14 protein-coding genes and 1 pseudogene are annotated in these 15,828 nt (G+C 71.0%); 9 read left to right on the plus strand and 6 right to left on the minus strand.

Annotated features, from left to right (window positions below; genetic code table 11):
* Window positions 1–94 (plus strand): annotated as a pseudogene (locus ACWDVW_RS25905) (AAA family ATPase); the annotation flags it as partial.
* Window positions 95–125: 31 nt separating this feature from the next.
* Here the strand turns inward: ACWDVW_RS25905 and ACWDVW_RS25910 are convergent.
* A complete protein-coding gene (locus ACWDVW_RS25910; RefSeq protein ID WP_449953658.1) occupies window positions 126–2,546 on the minus strand; it encodes a hypothetical protein in 2,421 nt (806 codons plus the stop codon).
* 176 nt (window positions 2,547–2,722) lie between these two features.
* Between ACWDVW_RS25910 and ACWDVW_RS25915 the strand changes: the two genes are divergently transcribed.
* Window positions 2,723–4,123, plus strand: a complete 1,401-nt coding sequence (locus ACWDVW_RS25915; RefSeq protein WP_449953660.1) for a class II fumarate hydratase — start codon at window positions 2,723–2,725, stop codon at window positions 4,121–4,123.
* A gap of 73 nt (window positions 4,124–4,196) precedes the next feature.
* Here the strand turns inward: ACWDVW_RS25915 and ACWDVW_RS25920 are convergent, their stop codons facing one another.
* Window positions 4,197–4,490 (minus strand): hypothetical protein, encoded by a 294-nt coding sequence (locus ACWDVW_RS25920; RefSeq protein WP_449953663.1) that lies wholly within the window; start codon window positions 4,488–4,490, stop codon window positions 4,197–4,199.
* A gap of 259 nt (window positions 4,491–4,749) precedes the next feature.
* Between ACWDVW_RS25920 and ACWDVW_RS25925 the strand changes: the two genes are divergently transcribed.
* On the plus strand, window positions 4,750–5,562 hold the full coding sequence (locus ACWDVW_RS25925; protein ID WP_449953666.1) for a helix-turn-helix domain-containing protein: 813 nt from the start codon (window positions 4,750–4,752) through the stop codon (window positions 5,560–5,562).
* Entirely contained in the window at window positions 5,553–5,735 is a 183-nt protein-coding gene (locus ACWDVW_RS25930; RefSeq protein WP_449953669.1) for a DUF397 domain-containing protein, read from the plus strand. The genes ACWDVW_RS25925 and ACWDVW_RS25930 overlap by 10 nt, the downstream gene beginning before the upstream one ends.
* Window positions 5,736–6,113: 378 nt before the next feature.
* Here ACWDVW_RS25930 and ACWDVW_RS25935 read toward each other — a convergent pair whose 3' ends face one another.
* Window positions 6,114–6,659 carry a CGNR zinc finger domain-containing protein gene (locus ACWDVW_RS25935; RefSeq protein ID WP_396742074.1) on the minus strand — a complete coding sequence of 182 codons (546 nt, stop codon included), beginning with the start codon at window positions 6,657–6,659 and terminating at the stop codon, window positions 6,114–6,116.
* Between the two features lie 84 nt (window positions 6,660–6,743).
* Here ACWDVW_RS25935 and ACWDVW_RS25940 point away from each other — a divergent pair, with 84 nt between their 5' ends.
* The 3 genes from ACWDVW_RS25940 to ACWDVW_RS25950 are packed head-to-tail and all read left to right on the plus strand — an operon-like array spanning window position 6,744 to window position 10,169.
* Window positions 6,744–7,703, plus strand: a complete 960-nt coding sequence (locus ACWDVW_RS25940) for an EamA family transporter (RefSeq protein ID WP_449953673.1) — start codon at window positions 6,744–6,746, stop codon at window positions 7,701–7,703.
* A gap of 13 nt (window positions 7,704–7,716) precedes the next feature.
* Window positions 7,717–8,457 carry an HAD family hydrolase gene (locus ACWDVW_RS25945; protein ID WP_449953676.1) on the plus strand — a complete coding sequence of 247 codons (741 nt, stop codon included), beginning with the start codon at window positions 7,717–7,719 and terminating at the stop codon, window positions 8,455–8,457.
* Window positions 8,458–8,492: 35 nt separating this feature from the next.
* Window positions 8,493–10,169 (plus strand): S8 family serine peptidase, encoded by a 1,677-nt coding sequence (locus ACWDVW_RS25950; protein WP_449953679.1) that lies wholly within the window; start codon window positions 8,493–8,495, stop codon window positions 10,167–10,169.
* A gap of 83 nt (window positions 10,170–10,252) precedes the next feature.
* Here ACWDVW_RS25950 and ACWDVW_RS25955 read toward each other — a convergent pair whose 3' ends face one another.
* Both ACWDVW_RS25955 and ACWDVW_RS25960 read right to left on the minus strand, forming a co-directional pair.
* Entirely contained in the window at window positions 10,253–11,116 is an 864-nt protein-coding gene (locus tag ACWDVW_RS25955; RefSeq protein WP_449953682.1) for a hypothetical protein, read from the minus strand.
* Window positions 11,117–11,237: 121 nt separating this feature from the next.
* Window positions 11,238–11,918, minus strand: a complete 681-nt coding sequence (locus ACWDVW_RS25960) for an IclR family transcriptional regulator (RefSeq protein WP_449953685.1) — start codon at window positions 11,916–11,918, stop codon at window positions 11,238–11,240.
* A 63-nt stretch (window positions 11,919–11,981) separates the two neighbouring features.
* Here ACWDVW_RS25960 and cysS point away from each other — a divergent pair, with 63 nt between their 5' ends.
* The gene (gene cysS, locus ACWDVW_RS25965) at window positions 11,982–13,397 is read left to right on the plus strand and encodes a cysteine--tRNA ligase (protein ID WP_396742062.1); all 1,416 of its coding nucleotides are present in this window, start codon (window positions 11,982–11,984) and stop codon (window positions 13,395–13,397) included.
* On the plus strand, window positions 13,397–14,518 hold the full coding sequence (gene rlmB, locus ACWDVW_RS25970) for a 23S rRNA (guanosine(2251)-2'-O)-methyltransferase RlmB (RefSeq protein ID WP_449953688.1): 1,122 nt from the start codon (window positions 13,397–13,399) through the stop codon (window positions 14,516–14,518). Before cysS ends, rlmB begins: the two co-directional genes overlap by 1 nt.
* A gap of 77 nt (window positions 14,519–14,595) precedes the next feature.
* Here rlmB and ACWDVW_RS25975 read toward each other — a convergent pair whose 3' ends face one another.
* Window positions 14,596–15,687 (minus strand): ABC transporter ATP-binding protein, encoded by a 1,092-nt coding sequence (locus ACWDVW_RS25975; RefSeq protein WP_449953691.1) that lies wholly within the window; start codon window positions 15,685–15,687, stop codon window positions 14,596–14,598.
* Window positions 15,688–15,828: the final 141 nt, after the last annotated feature.

Raw genomic sequence — 15,828 nt, forward strand, 5'->3', positions numbered from 1 at the left:
ACTCGGGCCCATCATGGCCAACCTGGTGCTCGCGGACGAGATCAACCGGGCCCCGGCCAAGGTGCAGTCCGCGCTGCTGGAGGCGATGGCCGAACTTCCGCCCGGCGCCCCTGTCGTTGCGGAGGTCAGCTCTGGCTGCGCACGTAGAAGTAGTAGTAGTCCTCGCCGGACGTGATGCCCGACGCGGTCCTGCTCGACACGAACAGGTAGTTGCCGCCGTCGTACTGCGGGGTCAGCGTGATCGTCGCCGTGCCGTCGGCTCCCGCAGCGACCGTCCGCTCCTCCCCGTTGTACCGGTAGACGAACTCGGTGCTGCCCGGCATCTGCGCGGCCAGCGTGAACTGACCTGGCACGTTCGGGGCACCGCCGCCGGTGGGCGGATAGTCCGCGCTGGTGACCGTCGGCGTCAACGGGTTGAGGACGAAGGCGTACTCGACCTGGTCCGAGACCAGCGATCCCGACGTGGCGCGTACGGTCAGCCGCACCCAGCCGGAACGATCGGCGGGGTAGGACTGCGGCGTCCAGTTGACCTTGGCTACTCCGTCGGCGCCCGCCGTGACCGTCCGCTCCTCCTCGCCCTCGAAGGTATAGACGTATCCGGTCACCCCTTCACGGGCCGGGCGGAAGGTGAACTCACCGGTGACCCCCGGCCCGCCGCTTGACTGGTATTCGGGATAGCTCGCCGACTCGAGCGTCGGTGCCCAGGACGTCGCTCGGAAGTACGCCGAGGCGGTCTCGGAGACGGTGCCGTCGGCGGTCCGACTGTAGACCTCCATCCAGTGGAACCCGCCGAAGGTGGAGGTGAAGGTCACGCTCGCCGTGCCGTCCGCCTCGGCCGTGACCGTCCGTTCCGGCCCGCCGGCCACCGACCAGACGTACTCGGTCACACCGGGCATGCCGGGGCGGAAGACGAACGTGCCGGTGGTGCCGACGAGGGCGCCCTCGTCGCCGCCGATCGGGTACTGCTCGGACGAGACGGTGGGCTCGGTCGCCAGACGGAACTGGAAATCTGCCTCGCCGCTGGGCAGCCCACCTGAGGTTCGACTGGTCACGGTGACCCGGTTCATGCCGGACTTGCGAGGGGTGATCGTCACCGTGGCGGTGCCGTTCGCGCCGGCGGGCACGGTGGCCGGCTCGCCGTCGTTGAGCCGGTAGGTGTACTCGACCACGTCATCCATGCCGGGCGTGAACGTCAGCTCACGGGGCTGGCCGATCGCGCCGCCCGGATTTCCGTCGCTGATCCGAGGTGCGGTGTCGCGCACCGTGAACTCGTACAGGGTCTGCGCCGAGCGGTTGCCGGTCTGGTCCGCAGCCTGCACGTACAGCCGGTTGGAGTGGCTGCGCGTCGGCGTGTGGCTGATGGTGGCCGTCCCCGACCCGCCGGCGGCCACGTAGGAGGTCGGGCCGCTCTCGCCGTAGTAGAAGCCGGCGATGTCGTCCGCGCCCGGCGCGGAGAAGTGGAAGGCGCCGGGGATGCCGGGGCCGCCGTGACCTGGCTGGGTCCGGCCGGACGGGTAGTCGGTGGAGGTGACCGTCGGGGCCGGTGGGCGCACCGTGTCGACGGTGAACCGGCACTCCGGTGACCAGTCGGAACTGGCGTGTTGGTCGGTGGCGCGCACCGAGAAGGCGTACGTGCCACCGTGGACCATCCCACCCGCCTGCACCGTGTAGCTGAAACGGTTTGGCGCCGAGGTGCGGTAGGACGTCCACTCAATGCGTTCGGTGGGCTGGTCGACGGGCCACCAGGCGAAGGTCGCGGTCACCTGATCTCCGGCGAACCCGTCGACCGTGTCCGGGTCGGTGACCTGGGCGCCGAGTACCGGCTGGGTGGTGCCGATCCGGCGGCCGTCCGCGCAGGTCAGACCGGCGACGGTCCGCGCGCTGGGCACGTCGGGTGCGGCGTTGGCCTCGATCGAGATGCCCAGCGGCGTGATCCACCGGCTGAGGCGCTTGTTCTTCTCGTGGTTCCCGGCGATCCGGGCCATCAGGGTGAGGCTGTCCTGACCGCGGGTCACCGCTTGGCGCAGCGTCTCGGTGAGATCGAATTCGAGGCGACTGGCCGGGCAGGCGGGGGAGTTGAAGACGTCACCACCCCGCTCGTGCACCTGCGGCGCGGTCTGCCAGGTGGGCGGTTGCGACGGCGTGTCGGTACGCCAGACCTCGATCTTGCGGGGCTGGCCGCAGTCGGTCACCGACGACTCGCCGACGACTCCGTACGCGTTGATGATCTCCTTGCCCTGATAGCGCGTGAGATCGAAGGTGAAATACGCCCGCGAGGTGTGCTTGCCTCCGTCGGACGTCCAGGTGCCGACCGGCACCTTGTCGGTGGTGCCCACCGGAAATGCGACGGACGGCTGCTTGAGGTCGGTGTGACTGATGCTCGTCGGGCGTTCGAACCTGGTCACCCCGGCGGCCGCCGGCGCGCTGGTGACGAGCACGGCGATCGGTGCGGTCAGCAGGGCGGCCGCGCCCGTGATGAGGAACCGGCGCGGTATACGCCGTCGGCGCGCGGTACGCACGCCGGTGTTGCCCCCGTTGTCCTGCAAGGTGTGAACCCTTCGATGAGAGTGGAAGACCTCGAAGATCTTAAAAGAATCGTTGTCTTGGCCGCGCCGCACTTTCGGGTGGAACGGTGCCTCCCGGCCGGTTGTTGTTCGATCTCGGGTCGAGCGGCTGCCGCGATCATCTGCACGCGCCCGCCGACCGGGGCAGGATGGAACGCGTGACGACTCCAGAGACGACGGGCTACCGGATCGAACGCGACTCGATGGGCGAGGTGGAGGTGCCCGCCGAGGCGCTCTGGCGGGCCCAGACGCAGCGGGCGGTGCAGAACTTCCCGATCTCGGGCCGGGGGATCGAGCCGGCGCAGATCCGGGCACTCGCGCAGATCAAGGGCGCGGCGGCCGAGGTCAACGGGGATCTGGGCGTGATCGACGCGAACGTGGCGGCAGCGATCGCCGCCGCCGCCGCGCACGTGGCCGACGGCGGGTACGACGACCAGTTCCCGGTCGACGTGTTCCAGACCGGCTCCGGCACGTCGTCCAACATGAACACCAACGAGGTGATCGCCACGCTCGCCGGGCGGGAGTTGGGCGGCAGCGTCCATCCCAACGACGACGTGAACGCCTCGCAGTCCAGCAACGACGTCTTCCCCTCCTCGATCCACCTGGCGGCCACCGAGGCCGTCGTCCGGGATCTGCTGCCGGCGCTGGACCACCTGGCCACCGCGCTGGAGGCGAAGGCGTCGGAGTTCGAGACCGTGGTGAAGGCCGGGCGTACCCACCTGATGGACGCCACGCCGGTGACCCTCGGGCAGGAGTTCGGCGGGTACGCCGCCCAGATCCGCTACGGCCTGGAACGGGTGGAGGGTGTGCTGCCCCGGCTGGCCGAGCTGCCGTTGGGCGGTACGGCGGTGGGCACCGGCATCAACACGCCGCTCGGATTCGCCGCCCGCGTGATCGAGAAGCTGCGTGACTCGACCGGGCTGCCGGTGAGCGAGGCGCGCAACCACTTCGAGGCGCAGGGCGCCCGCGACGCGCTGGTGGAGACCTCGGGCCAGTTGCGTACCGTCGCGGTGGGGCTTTACAAGATTGCCAACGACATTCGCTGGATGGGTTCCGGCCCGCGCGCCGGCCTGCGCGAACTGCGCATCCCCGACCTCCAGCCGGGCTCGTCGATCATGCCCGGCAAGGTCAACCCGGTGGTCTGCGAGGCGGTCCGGCAGGTCTGCGCGCAGGTGATCGGCAACGACGCCACGGTGGCCTTCGCCGGCTCGCAGGGCGACTTCGAACTGAACGTCATGCTGCCGGTGATGGGCCGCAACATCCTGGAGTCGATCCGGCTGATCGCCGCGTCGAGCCGCCTGCTCGCCGACCGCTGCGTGGTCGGCCTGGTCGCGGACGCCGAGGTCTGTCTGTCGTACGCCGAGGGCTCGCCGTCGATCGTCACCCCGCTCAACCGCCACCTCGGGTACGACGAGGCCGCCTCGATCGCCAAGGAGGCGCTGGAGAAGCAGATCTCCATCCGGGAGGTGGTGGTGTCGCGTGGCCACGTCGAGTCCGGCAAACTCAGCGAGACCCAGTTGGACGAGGCGCTCGACCTGCTCCGGATGACCCACCCCTGAGCGTGGACCCCTGCGGGTGCGCCGGTCACGGGTCGGGGTGTCACGGGTCGGGGTGTGTCACGGGTCAGGCTTGTCACCAGTGGCCGCCGTTGGCCTGCCAGGACTGTGCCGGCGTGAGCCAGCCGGTCCTGCCGACCTGCGGGTTCGCCACGGTGGCCCGGGCCCACGAGGGACGGTTCGGAGGCGACGCGGCGGTCGGCTCGGTCGGCACCGGGGCGTGCCGGTCCGGGCAGGTGCGCCAGCGCAGGCCACAGGAGCAGTAGCGGCGGAAGCCGCGCCAGACCCGACGGTGCCGAGGTGCGAGGGGGATCGGGCGCTGATTGCGGCGGGTGCTGCGGAACCAGGTCGGTCGGGCGGGTCGGGACATGGCACGGGTGTCCTTTCGAGCTGAGTCGGATATGCCATCGCCCCCGGCAGTGGGACCGCCCGGCCGGGGGAGCGAGCGGTCCCACCTCGACGTTTCGTGCTCGGGGGATGAGCGGCGAACGTCGGTCTTCACAGTCTGCTGACGACCCCACTACGGTCGGAAGGGTTCGGCCGTGTTGTCCGAGGCCCGCTGCGGTGGCTGGGCTCGCCGGTGGCGGAGCGCTGGAGTCGATCGACCGGTTCCTGGAGGGTGGCTGGAGATGGCGGGCGGGCAGATGACAGCGGCGACGTTCCTGGTCGCGGAGCTGCGTCGGGCGCGGATGCGACGCGGCTGGAGCCAGGAGGACCTGGCCAAGGCGGTCAACTACTCGGCGTCGATGGTCAGTGCGGTGGAGTTGGGGCAACAGCCGCCCACCCCGAAGTATCTGGAACAGTTCGACAAGGCCCTCGACACCGGCGGCCTCTACGGCCGGATGCTCACCGACCTCGTCGCCCTCGACAAAGCCCAGGTCTGGCTACGCGGCTGGCGTGTGATTCTGAGGCAGTCGTGGGCACTGCGCTGGTTCGATCCACTGCACGTCCCAGGTCTGTTGCAGACCGAGGCATACGCGCGGGCGGTGTTCGAATCCGATCCGCTGCTGGACCCTGAGGAGATCGAGCGTCGGTTGGCCGACCGGATGGACGGTCAGACAGTGCTATACGCCGAACCCTCACCCCGGCTCGTCGGGGTGCTGGACGAGTCGGTGCTCCGACGGCAGGTAGGTGGTCGGAAAGTGATGCGTGACCAGGTGCTGCACCTCGCCCGGCTCGCCGTCGAACACCCGCACGTCCGAGTTCAGGTCGTGCCGCTCTCGGCAGCGGAGTACCCAGGTCTGAATGGTCCGTTCATCCTCGCGAGCATGGCGGGTGGCGTGGAACTCGCATTCCTGGGCGGCCAGATTGGCGGGCAGGAGTTGGACCGGCCAACGGATCTCATGCGATTGCAGCGGACCTGGGAAGCTACCCTCGCCGTGGCACTGCCCCCGCAGGAGTCGATCGAGCGGCTGAGGGAACTGGCGGAATCATGGAGTTGACCGGCGCGCAGTGGCGTAAGTCCCGTCGGAGTGGTTCCAACGACCAATGTGTCGAGGTGGCGTTGAACGTTCGCGGGGTGGTCGGGGTGCGGGACAGCAAGGATCCGGCGGGACCGGTGTTGGCCTTCGACCCGTACTCCTGGCGGGTCTTCGTCGCCGCGCCGCCGCGCTGATGTGATCGCCTGACCCGGAGGTGGGTAGGTTTCTTGTCGCCCCAGCGACAAGAAACCTACCCACCTCCCTGTGCTTCCACCGACGGTGTTCGACCTGGGGGGACGACCGGTCGTCGCGGAGGGCGAGGCATGCTGTCCCGTCGGCTCCGTGTGCCTCGGGACGCCATGAACATGCTCGATCCAGGATCGAGTGGCATCGGCCGTCCGCGATGACCACTCGATCCTGGATCGAGCGTGACCTTGGGCAAGACCTTGACCCTGGGCGGGCCCTGAGCGTGGCATTGGGGCAAGACCTTGACCTCGAGCGTGGCCTTGGGGCAGGACCCTGATCCTGAGTGTGGCAGGGCGGGGCGCTGGGCGGCTCGGGGTCGGGTCGGGTCAGGAGCGGGCGGCGGCTTTGCGGGCACGGTAGGCGCTGACGGCGGCCCGGTTGCCGCAGCCCGCCTCGCAGAACCGGCGGGACCGGTTCTTCGACAGGTCGACAAGTACGTTGTCGCAGTCGGGGTGGTCGCAGGTCCGCAGCCGGCGCAGCTCGCCACCGCGTACCACGTCGGCGATCGCCATCGCCGCCTCGACCGCCATCCGGGTGGCCAGCGGGGCGTCGCGGGGAACGGCGTGCAGGTGGTACGGCTCGTCGTCGTGCGTGATGAGCTGCGGCAGGGCGCGATGCTCGCGGAGCAGCCCGTTGACGATCTCGACGATCTCGTCGACGTCGGCGGACCAGAATCGCCGCAGCCGGGGACGCAGGGCGCGTACCGCGCGGAGTTCGGCCTCGCTGTGCTCGTGCCGGCCGCTGTAGGAGTGGGTGACGTAGAACGCGTCCAGCGCGGCGACGTCGGGCAGCTTGTCGCCGTCCCGGCCATCGGTGTTGACCAGCGCGGCGGCGGCGGTGAGCGAACATTCGGTGTCATGGGCGAAAAGCAACTTGACTCCTGTCGTGGCCCCGCTTTAGCGTCATCGGTGTAAGCCTAGTTTGCCCATGGCGGGCGACCGTGCCAAGGAGAGTCGATGCGTCATTCCCCCGTCGCAGGGGCCGGGCTCGCCCTGGCCCTGCTCTCCGCCGTCACGTTCGCCACCTCGGGCACCTTCGCCCGTTCGTTGATCAACGACGGCTGGTCCGCCGAGGCGGTCGTCGTCGCCCGGGTCGGCATCGCGGCCCTGGTGCTGGCCGGGCCGGCGTTGCTCGTGCTGCGGGGCCGGTGGGCGGTGCTGCGCCGCAACATCACCTCGATCGGTGTCTTCGGGCTGCTCGGGGTGGCACTCGCCCAGGTGTGCTTCTTCAACGCGGTCCGTTACCTGCCGGTCGGCGTCGCGCTGCTGCTGGAGTACCTCGGCATCATTCTCGTCGTCGGGTGGACCTGGTTGATCCAGGGGCAGCGCCCCCGCCGGCTGACCGTGGCCGGCTCGGCGGCGGCCCTCGCGGGCCTCTTCTTCGTGCTCGACCTCACCGGAGCCGGGCGACTCGACCCGATCGGGGTGCTCTGGGGGTTGGGCGCGGCGGTCGGTCTGGCCGGCTACTTCGTGCTGGCCGGCCGGGTCGACGCCGCGTTGCCGTCGGTGGTCATGGCCAGCGGCGGAATGGCCGTCGGTGCCGGTGCGCTGCTGCTGCTCGGCCTGCTCGGCGCGCTACCGCTGCGGGCCAGCTTCGGCACGGTCGAGTTCGCCGGGCAGGAGACGAGCTGGCTGGTGCCGATCGTCGGCCTCGCGCTGGTGGCGGCGGTGGTCGCGTACCTGGCCGGGATCGCCGCGGCCCGCGTCCTGGGTGCCCGGATGGCCTCCTTCGTCGGGCTCACCGAGGTGATGTTCGCGGTGCTGATCGCCTGGCTGGTGCTGGGTGAACTGCCGACGGTCGTGCAACTGATGGGCGGCGCGTTGATCGTCGCCGGGGTGGCCCTGGTCCGCCTCGACGAGCTGCGCGCACCCGTCACCCCCGACCAGGCGAAGGCGGCGGAGCCGGCCCTCACGTGACACCCTGATCGGCATGCTGAGCACGGTGGTGTTCGACGCCGACGAGACTCTGCTGGATCTGCGCCCGGCTGTCACCGGTGGGTTGGTCGCCGTACTCGACGAGATGCGGCGGCTGACCCCGGCGGCGGCCGAGGTGTCACTGGCCGACCTGGAGTCGGACTGGGACGCCGTCTTCGGTGACCTGGCCTCGGCGCCGGTGATGGAGATCCGTCGGGCGGCGCTGGCCCGTTCGCTGGCGCGAGCGGGTCTGGGCGATCACCTGGACGAGCTGGCCGAGGTCTTCTTCGCCCGGAGGTTCGCGCTCACCCGACCCTTCCCCGACGTGCGGCCCGCGCTCACCGCACTGCGGGCGCGGTGGAGAATCGGCTTCGCCACCAACGGCAACAGCCGTGCGGAACGCTGCGGCCTGGCCGGCGAGTTCGCCTTCGAGGTGTACGCACACGAGAACGGCGTGCCCAAGAAGCCCGCGCCCGAGTTCTACGCCGCGGTGTGCGCGGCTGCCGGGGTGCCGTCGTCGCAGGTGGTGCACGTCGGTGACAACCCGGCGTTCGACGTGGTCGGGGCGCAGCGGGCCGGTCTGCGGGCGGTCTGGCTGAACCGGCGGGGTGACTCGCTCCCGGCCGGTGTGCTGCCGGACGCGACAGTGTCCTCGCTTGCCGGGTTGCCTGCCGTCCTGGTCGGCCTTTCCGGCGAAGCGGAACTTCCGCCGCGTTACCGACGCCGGTCTGGCGAAACGTCATGTGTTGATGTCTGATGACGCCACGTCCCTCAAAGAGAGGATTCGATGTGGTGAGCAAGCGCTTCACCGTCGGCGTCGTCGCGACCGCGGCGGCTCTGGCACTCACGGTGACGGGTCTGGGCGTGCCGGCCAGCGCCGAGCCGACGACCGTCCGGACGTTCACCGTGGTCGCGGAGGACGGGTACTCCGCCGACGCGGCCCTCGCCGCGATCCGGTCGGCCGGCGGGACCGTGGTGTCCCGCACCGACGAGGTCGGCGTGTTCCAGGTGACCAGTGACCGGGCCGACTTCGCGACGAAGGCGACTGCTGCCGCCGCGCTGATCGGGGCCGCCGAGCAGAAGGCGATCGGCCGCAAGCCCAAGCTGGACCGGGTCGAGCAGGAGCACCTGCTGGCCGTGGCTGCCGCGAAGGGCGCCGGCAAGCAGCGGGGCAAGAAGCTGGACCCGCTCGACGACAAGCTCTGGGGCCTGGAGATGATCCGGGCCGACAAGGCGCGCAAGATCGAGCCCGGCGACCGTCGGGTGACCGTCGGCGTGCTGGACACCGGCGTGGACGCCGCCCATCCGGACATCGCGCCGAACTTCAACTGGGCCCTGTCGCGCAACTTCGCTCCGGACATCCCCGAGATCGACGGGGAGTGCGAGGTGCCGAGCTGCCTCGACCCGGCCGGCACCGACGACGGCGGGCACGGTACGCACGTCGCCGGCACCATCGGCGCCGCCGCCAACGGCTTCGGCCTCTCCGGCGTCGCTCCGAAGGTCTCCCTGGTCAACCTCAAGGGCGGCCAGGACTCCGGGTACTTCTTCCTGAACCCGGTGGTCAACGCGTTGCTGCACGCCGGCCGCTCGGGCCTGGACGTGGTGAACATGTCGTTCTATGTCGACCCGTGGCTCTATAACTGCACGGCCAACCCGGCCGACTCCCCGGAGGCGCAGGCGGCGCAGCGGGCCACCATCCGCGCCATGAAGCGGGCCCTGACCTTCGCCCACAACCGGGGCGTCACGCTGGTCGGTGCGCTCGGCAACAACCACGAGGACCTGGGCGACCCGCGTACCGACGTGTCCAGCCCGAACTACGGTGACGTGGCGCCGTACCCCCGGGAGATCGACAACGACAGCTGCTGGGACCTGCCCGCCGAGGGGCCGCACGTGATCAGCGTGTCCTCGGTCGGCCCGTCCGGCAAGAAGGCCGACTACTCCAACTACGGCACCGAGCAGACGGCGGTGGCCGCTCCGGGTGGTTGGTTCCGCGACGGCTTCGGGACCGACACGTTCCGCACCGACGCCAACATGATCCTCTCCACCTATCCCAAGAAGGTGCTCCAGGAGGAGGGGACGGTCGACGAGGCCGGCAACATCGTGCCGGGCGCCGAGACCTTCGTGTTCAAGGAGTGCAAGGCCAACGGGCAGTGCGGCTACTACACGTACCTCCAGGGCACCTCGATGGCCGCACCGCACGCCTCCGGCGTGGCCGCGCTCATCGTGAGCAGGTACGGCAAGCCGCAGGGCCGGGGCGACTTCGGCCTGGCTCCGAAGCTGGTCGAGAAGCACCTGCTCCGCACCGCCACCGAGCGGGCCTGCCCCGAGCCCCGGTTGCAGACCTACACCAACGAGGGGCGGCCGGCCGAGTTCGACGCCTACTGCGACGGTTCGGTCGACTTCAACGGCTTCTACGGGCACGGCATCATCGACGCGTACGCGGCGGTGACCGCGCCGCTGCGCCGATGACCGGTTAGGACACCGGCCCTCGACGGGCGAACAGACGGCCCGGCCGGGTTGCCCCCGGCCGGGCCGTCCCCCGTTCTGCCCCCTCACCGAGGGCGTCCGCCGTCCAGAAGTGCGGCGCGGATCTCGCGGGCGATCCCGGGGAGGTCCTGGTGCAGGCGTCGGCCGGTGACGTGCCGTATCAGCCAGCCCGTTCCGGCCAGCGGATAGAGCCGCTGACCGTCGAACTCCACCGCCACGCGCTGCTCCGGCCAGGCCAGGCCGGGTCGCAGCACCACGCCGCCGGGCAGGCTTACCGGATGGTGGGCCACCGGACGCGGTAGCCCGGCCAGCACCAGTCCGACCCGCAGCCGCGACTCGTCCGGGGACTGCGCGGCCGGGTCGGCCAGGTCGAACACCCAGCGCGCCCGGCGCCCGCCGGGGCGGTCGTCGTTCGCCGCCGCCACCTCGGCCAACGCCGCCGGGGTGGTCAGCCCCCGGCCCAGCAGTGCGTCCACGATGCCGACCGAGCGGCTCGGCTCCAGCCACACGGCGCTCTCCCAGGCGGCCCGGGCGGTGTCGGTGTGCGGCGGGGTGCCCTTGATCGTCAACCCGGCCAGCGACTGCGGGGACTCGGTGTGCACCTGGAGCCCGCGCTGGCTGCGCAGCCCGGCCCGGGCCGGCACCAGGACGTGGACGGCCTGGTCGAAGTCGGCGGCGTGCCCGATGCCGTGCAGATAGGCCGCAGACGGGCCGGCGACGGCCGCCCCGGCGGGCAGTTGCAGTGCCGCCGCGCGGCAGGCCAGGGTGTGGTCCCGGTCGAGTCGGGCGTCGGCGTAGACGTCGTGCCGCAGTCGGACCCAGGCGGAGTTGCGGAGTTGGTGGGCGGTGAGCAGACCTCGGCGGACGACGTCCGAGCCGCGGAAGACCTGCCACGCCAGGGCGTCCGGTGGCTGTGTGCGAACTGGCATGAGTGCAGCCTGCGACCCGTGTCACCGGCCCGGCGACCCCTGTGGACAACCGCGACGACGACCGGAAGGGCCGCCTGTGGACAACCCCCGCCGAGGGCGCGCGTTGTGGTATGTCGCCGGGTCAGCTCAGCGCGGTGGCGATCGCGGTGGCGGCGGCGAGCACCTGCGCGCCGACCGCCTCGGCGTCCAGCGGGGCCAGGGCGACGACTCCCACGCTGGCCTCCAGGCCCGGCACCCCGAGCACCGGCGCGGCCACCCCGTACGCGCCGGGTTGCAGCTCACCGGCGGTGCTCACCGGGCCGGCGGCGCCGGTCCGCCCGGCGAGGATGGCCTGCCCGGCGGCACCCCGCTCCAACGGGTGCCGGGCACCGGTCCGGTACGCCACGTGGAAGGACGTCCAACTCGGCTCCACCACCGCCAGCGCCACGCCCTCGCCGCCCTCCACCACGGTCAGGTGGGCGGTGGCCCCGGCCTGCTCGGCCAGCCGACGCAGCGCGGGCAGCGCCCCCTCGGCGAGCAGCGGTTGGGCCCGCCGGGCCAGGTGCAGCACCCCGGCACCGAGGCGGAGTCGACCGGCCGTGTCCCGGCGCAGCATGCCGTGCCCGGCCAGCGGACCGACGAGTCGATAGACGGCCGCCCGCCCGATGCCCAGCCGGGTCGCCGCCTCGGTGACCGTCAGTCCGCCCGATGCCTCCGCGACCAGGTGCAGCAGCCGCAGGCCCCGGTCCAGCGTCTGCGACGTCTCGCCACCGGGCACGGCGGGTGACGGCGGATCGATGTCGGGCGTCGCTGCGGAGTCCACGACCAGCAGCGTACGACCCGGCTCCGGCGGACCCGGAAAACGACGGACGGCTACCCTTGTACGGTGACGCTACGCCTGTATGACACCGCCACCCGATCGGTGCGGGACTTCGTCCCGCGGGAAGCCGGCAAGGTGGGGGTCTACCTGTGTGGTCTCACTCTCCAGGCAGCGCCGCACATCGGCCATCTCCGTTCCGGCGTCAACTACGACGTGTTACGGCGCTGGCTGCTGGCCGCCGGCTTCGAGGTCACCTTCGTCCGCAACCTGACCGACATCGACGACAAGATCCTGGTCAAGGCGCAGGAGCAGGCGCAGCCGTTCTGGTCGATCGCGTACGCCAACGAGTTGAAGCTCGGCGAGGCGTACCGGGCGTTGAACGTGCTTCCGCCGACCTACGAGCCGCGCGCCACCGGGCACATTCCGGAGATGCACCAGCTCATCGCGCAGTTGATCGAGCGGGGGCACGCGTACCCGGCCACCGACGACTCCGGGGACGTCTATTTCGACGTGCGGTCCTGGTCGGCGTACGGCGCGTTGTCCAACCAGTCGCCGGACGACATGCTCTCCGCCTGCGAGGGGCCGGAACGCGGCAAGCGGGACCCGCGTGACTTCGCGCTCTGGAAGGGCGTGAAACCGGACGAGCCGACCGATGCCTACTGGCCCTCGCCGTGGGGGCGGGGTCGGCCCGGCTGGCACATCGAGTGCTCGGCGATGTGCTGGCGTTACCTCGGCGCCGAGTTCGACATCCACGGCGGCGGGCTGGACCTGATCTTCCCCCACCACGAGAACGAGCTGGCCCAGTCGCAGGCCGCCGACCTGCCGTTCGCCCGGTACTGGGTGCACCACGGCCTGCTCGGCATCGGCGGCACCAAGATGGGCAAGTCGCTGGGCAACACCCTCGACCTGGCCTACGTCGCCTCGCTCGGGGTACGCCCGGTCGAGCTGCGCTACTACTACGTGGCCGCGCACTACCGTTCCCGGATCGACTACTCCGAGGACGCGTTGCGGGAGGCGGCCGTCGCGTACCGGCGGATCGAGGGCTTCGTCCAGCGGGCCGTCGAACGGGTCGGGGTCGGCCACGTCGGCGAGGTGCCGGCGGCGTTCGCCGCGGCGATGGACGACGACCTCAACACCTCGGCCGCGCTGGCCGTGCTGCACGACGTGCTGCGCGACGGCAACACCGCGTTGGCCGACGCGGACGATGTGACCGTCCGCACGACGCTCGCCGACGTCCGGGCCATGCTGGATATCCTCGGCGTCGACCCGCTCGACCCGGTGTGGACGGGTGGCGCCCGGGCGAGCGACCTCCGTGGTGTGGTGGACTCCCTGGTCGCCCTGGCCCTCGAACAGCGCGCACAGGCCCGGGTCCGCAAGGACTGGGCCGCCGCCGACGCGCTGCGGGATCAACTCAAGCGAGCCGGTGTGGTGGTCGAGGACACCCCGCAGGGCCCGCGTTGGACAATTGGAGAACATGACTGATGGCCGGCAATTCGCAACGCCGTGGCCGGCGGATGACGTCGAAGGCGGGGGCCCCGAAGGGCTCCGGCGGCAAGAACCGGGACTCCCTCGCCGGGCGTGGCCGGACCCTGCCGGCCGACGAACGTCCCTGGCACAAGGGTTACTCGGGCACCGAGAAGCTGCCCCAGCGCACCGCCTGGAAGCAGGAGAAGGAGCGACGGGCGGCGGCCGAGGAGGGGCGTGCCCCCAAGATCGGCCAGCCCGGCAGCAAGGACACCACCTGGGGTCGGGGCGGCGGTCGGGGCGCCCCGGCGGCCAAACCGGCGCGGGGTAAGCAGCCCGCCGGGCGCGGCGGCCCCCGGGTCGCGCCGGGCCGCAAGTCGAACCCGGCGAAGGACACGCCGGAGCTGCTGGTCGGGCGCAACCCGGTGCTGGAGGCGCTGCGCGCCCAGGTGCCGGCCACCGCGCTCTACACCGCGCAGGGCATCGACGTCGACGACCGGATGAAGGAGATCGTCCGGACGGCGGCCGATCGGGGCATCGCGATCCTGGAGGTCAGCCGGGCCGAGTTGGACCGGATGACCGGGGGAGTGCTGCACCAGGGCGTCGGCCTCCAGGTGCCGCCGTTCGCGTACCAGCCGTTCGAGGACCTGGTCGCGGCGTCGGTCGAGCAGGCGGCACCGCTGCTGGTGGCGCTGGACGGCGTCACCGATCCGCGTAATCTCGGCGCGGTGATCCGCTCGGCCGCCGCGTTCGGCGCGCAGGGTGTCTTCGTACCCGAGCGGCGGGCCGCCGGGATCACCGCGACGGCCTGGCGGACCAGTGCCGGTGCGGCGGCCCGGGTGCCGGTGGCGCAGGTCACCAACCTGACCCGCTCGTTGAAGGCGTGCCAGGACGCCGGTTTCCTGGTGGTCGGCCTGGACGCCGACGGTGAGACGGACCTCTACGACCTGGAAGCCGCCGTCGGCCCGCTGGTCGTGGTGGTCGGTTCGGAGGGGCGCGGGCTGTCCCGGCTGGTCGGACAGACCTGCGACCTGACCGTGAGCATCCCGATGATCTCCGAGGTGGAGTCGCTCAACGCGAGCGTCGCCGCCGCGGTGACGCTCGCCGAGGTGGCGCGCCGCCGCGCCGTCGAGCTCTGACCCCCCGCCACGAGCCACCGGGAGTACGCGGAAGGGGCGGCCCGCCATCGGCGGACCGCCCCTTCGCGGTTGCTACGTCAGATCCGCTTGCCGTTGGTGGCGTGGAAGACGTGGCTGCGGCCGGTACGCGGCTTCACGAAGATCGTGTCGCCCATGTTCGGGCTGTGCTGCCGGTCGGTCCGCACCACGAAGCGCTCGGAGGAGCCGTCCAGGGCGGCGTGCCCGTAGACGTTGGCGTCCGAACCGAGGTCCTCGACCAGCTCAACGACGACCGGCATGCCGCCCTCGGTCGGGCTGACGATGTCGCAGTCCTCGGGGCGGAAGCCCACGGTGACCTTGCCGTCGCCACCCTCGGCGCGGGCCGCCTCGGTCTGCTCGCGGGTCAGCGGGACGAACAGCTCGGCGAACGCCGCGCCCTGCTCGGTGAGCGGCACGGTCTTGATGTTCATCGCGGGCGAGCCCATGAAGCCGGCGACGAAGACGTTGGCCGGGGTGTCGTAGAGCGCACGCGGGGTGTCCACCTGCTGGAGCACACCGTCGAGCATGACCGCCACCCGGTGACCCATGGTCATGGCCTCGACCTGGTCGTGGGTCACGTAGACGGTGGTGACGCCGAGCTTGGCCTGCAGCGAGGCGATCTGGGTACGGGTCTGCACCCGGAGCTTGGCGTCGAGGTTGGACAGCGGCTCGTCCATGAGGAAGACCTGGGGCTCCCGGACGATGGCGCGGCCCATCGCGACACGCTGACGCTGACCACCGGAGAGCGCCTTGGGCTTGCGGCTGAGGTACTCCTCCAGCTGGAGCAGCGCCGCCGCCTCCTTGACCCGACGGTCGATCTCGGCCTTGGAGGTCTTGCGCAGCTTGAGCGCGAACGCCATGTTCTCGTACACCGTCATGTGCGGGTACAGAGCGTAGTTCTGGAAGACCATCGCGATGTCGCGGGCCTTCGGCGGGAGGTGCGTGACGTCCCGGTCGTCGATGTAGATCGCGCCGTCGTCGACGTCCTCCAGGCCGGCGAGCATGCGCAGGCTGGTGGACTTACCGCAACCGGAGGGGCCGACCAGGACGAGGAACTCTCCGTCGCCGATCTGGAGGTCGAGCTGGTTGACCGCGGGGCGTTCGGTGCCCGGGTAGATCCGGGACGCCTTCGCGTACGTGACCGTAGCCATGAGGGGGGACGCTTCCTTTCACCGGCAGGAACGTGCCGGACGATCCGAGTGAAGGAGCAACCGGCACGGGAGCCCCGTACCGGCGCCACGGACGACGTGAGGAAAACCCCGGTGTCGTCCGTGTCACTGCACGGTAAACGG

This window comes from Micromonospora sp. NPDC003241 (assembly GCF_053589795.1).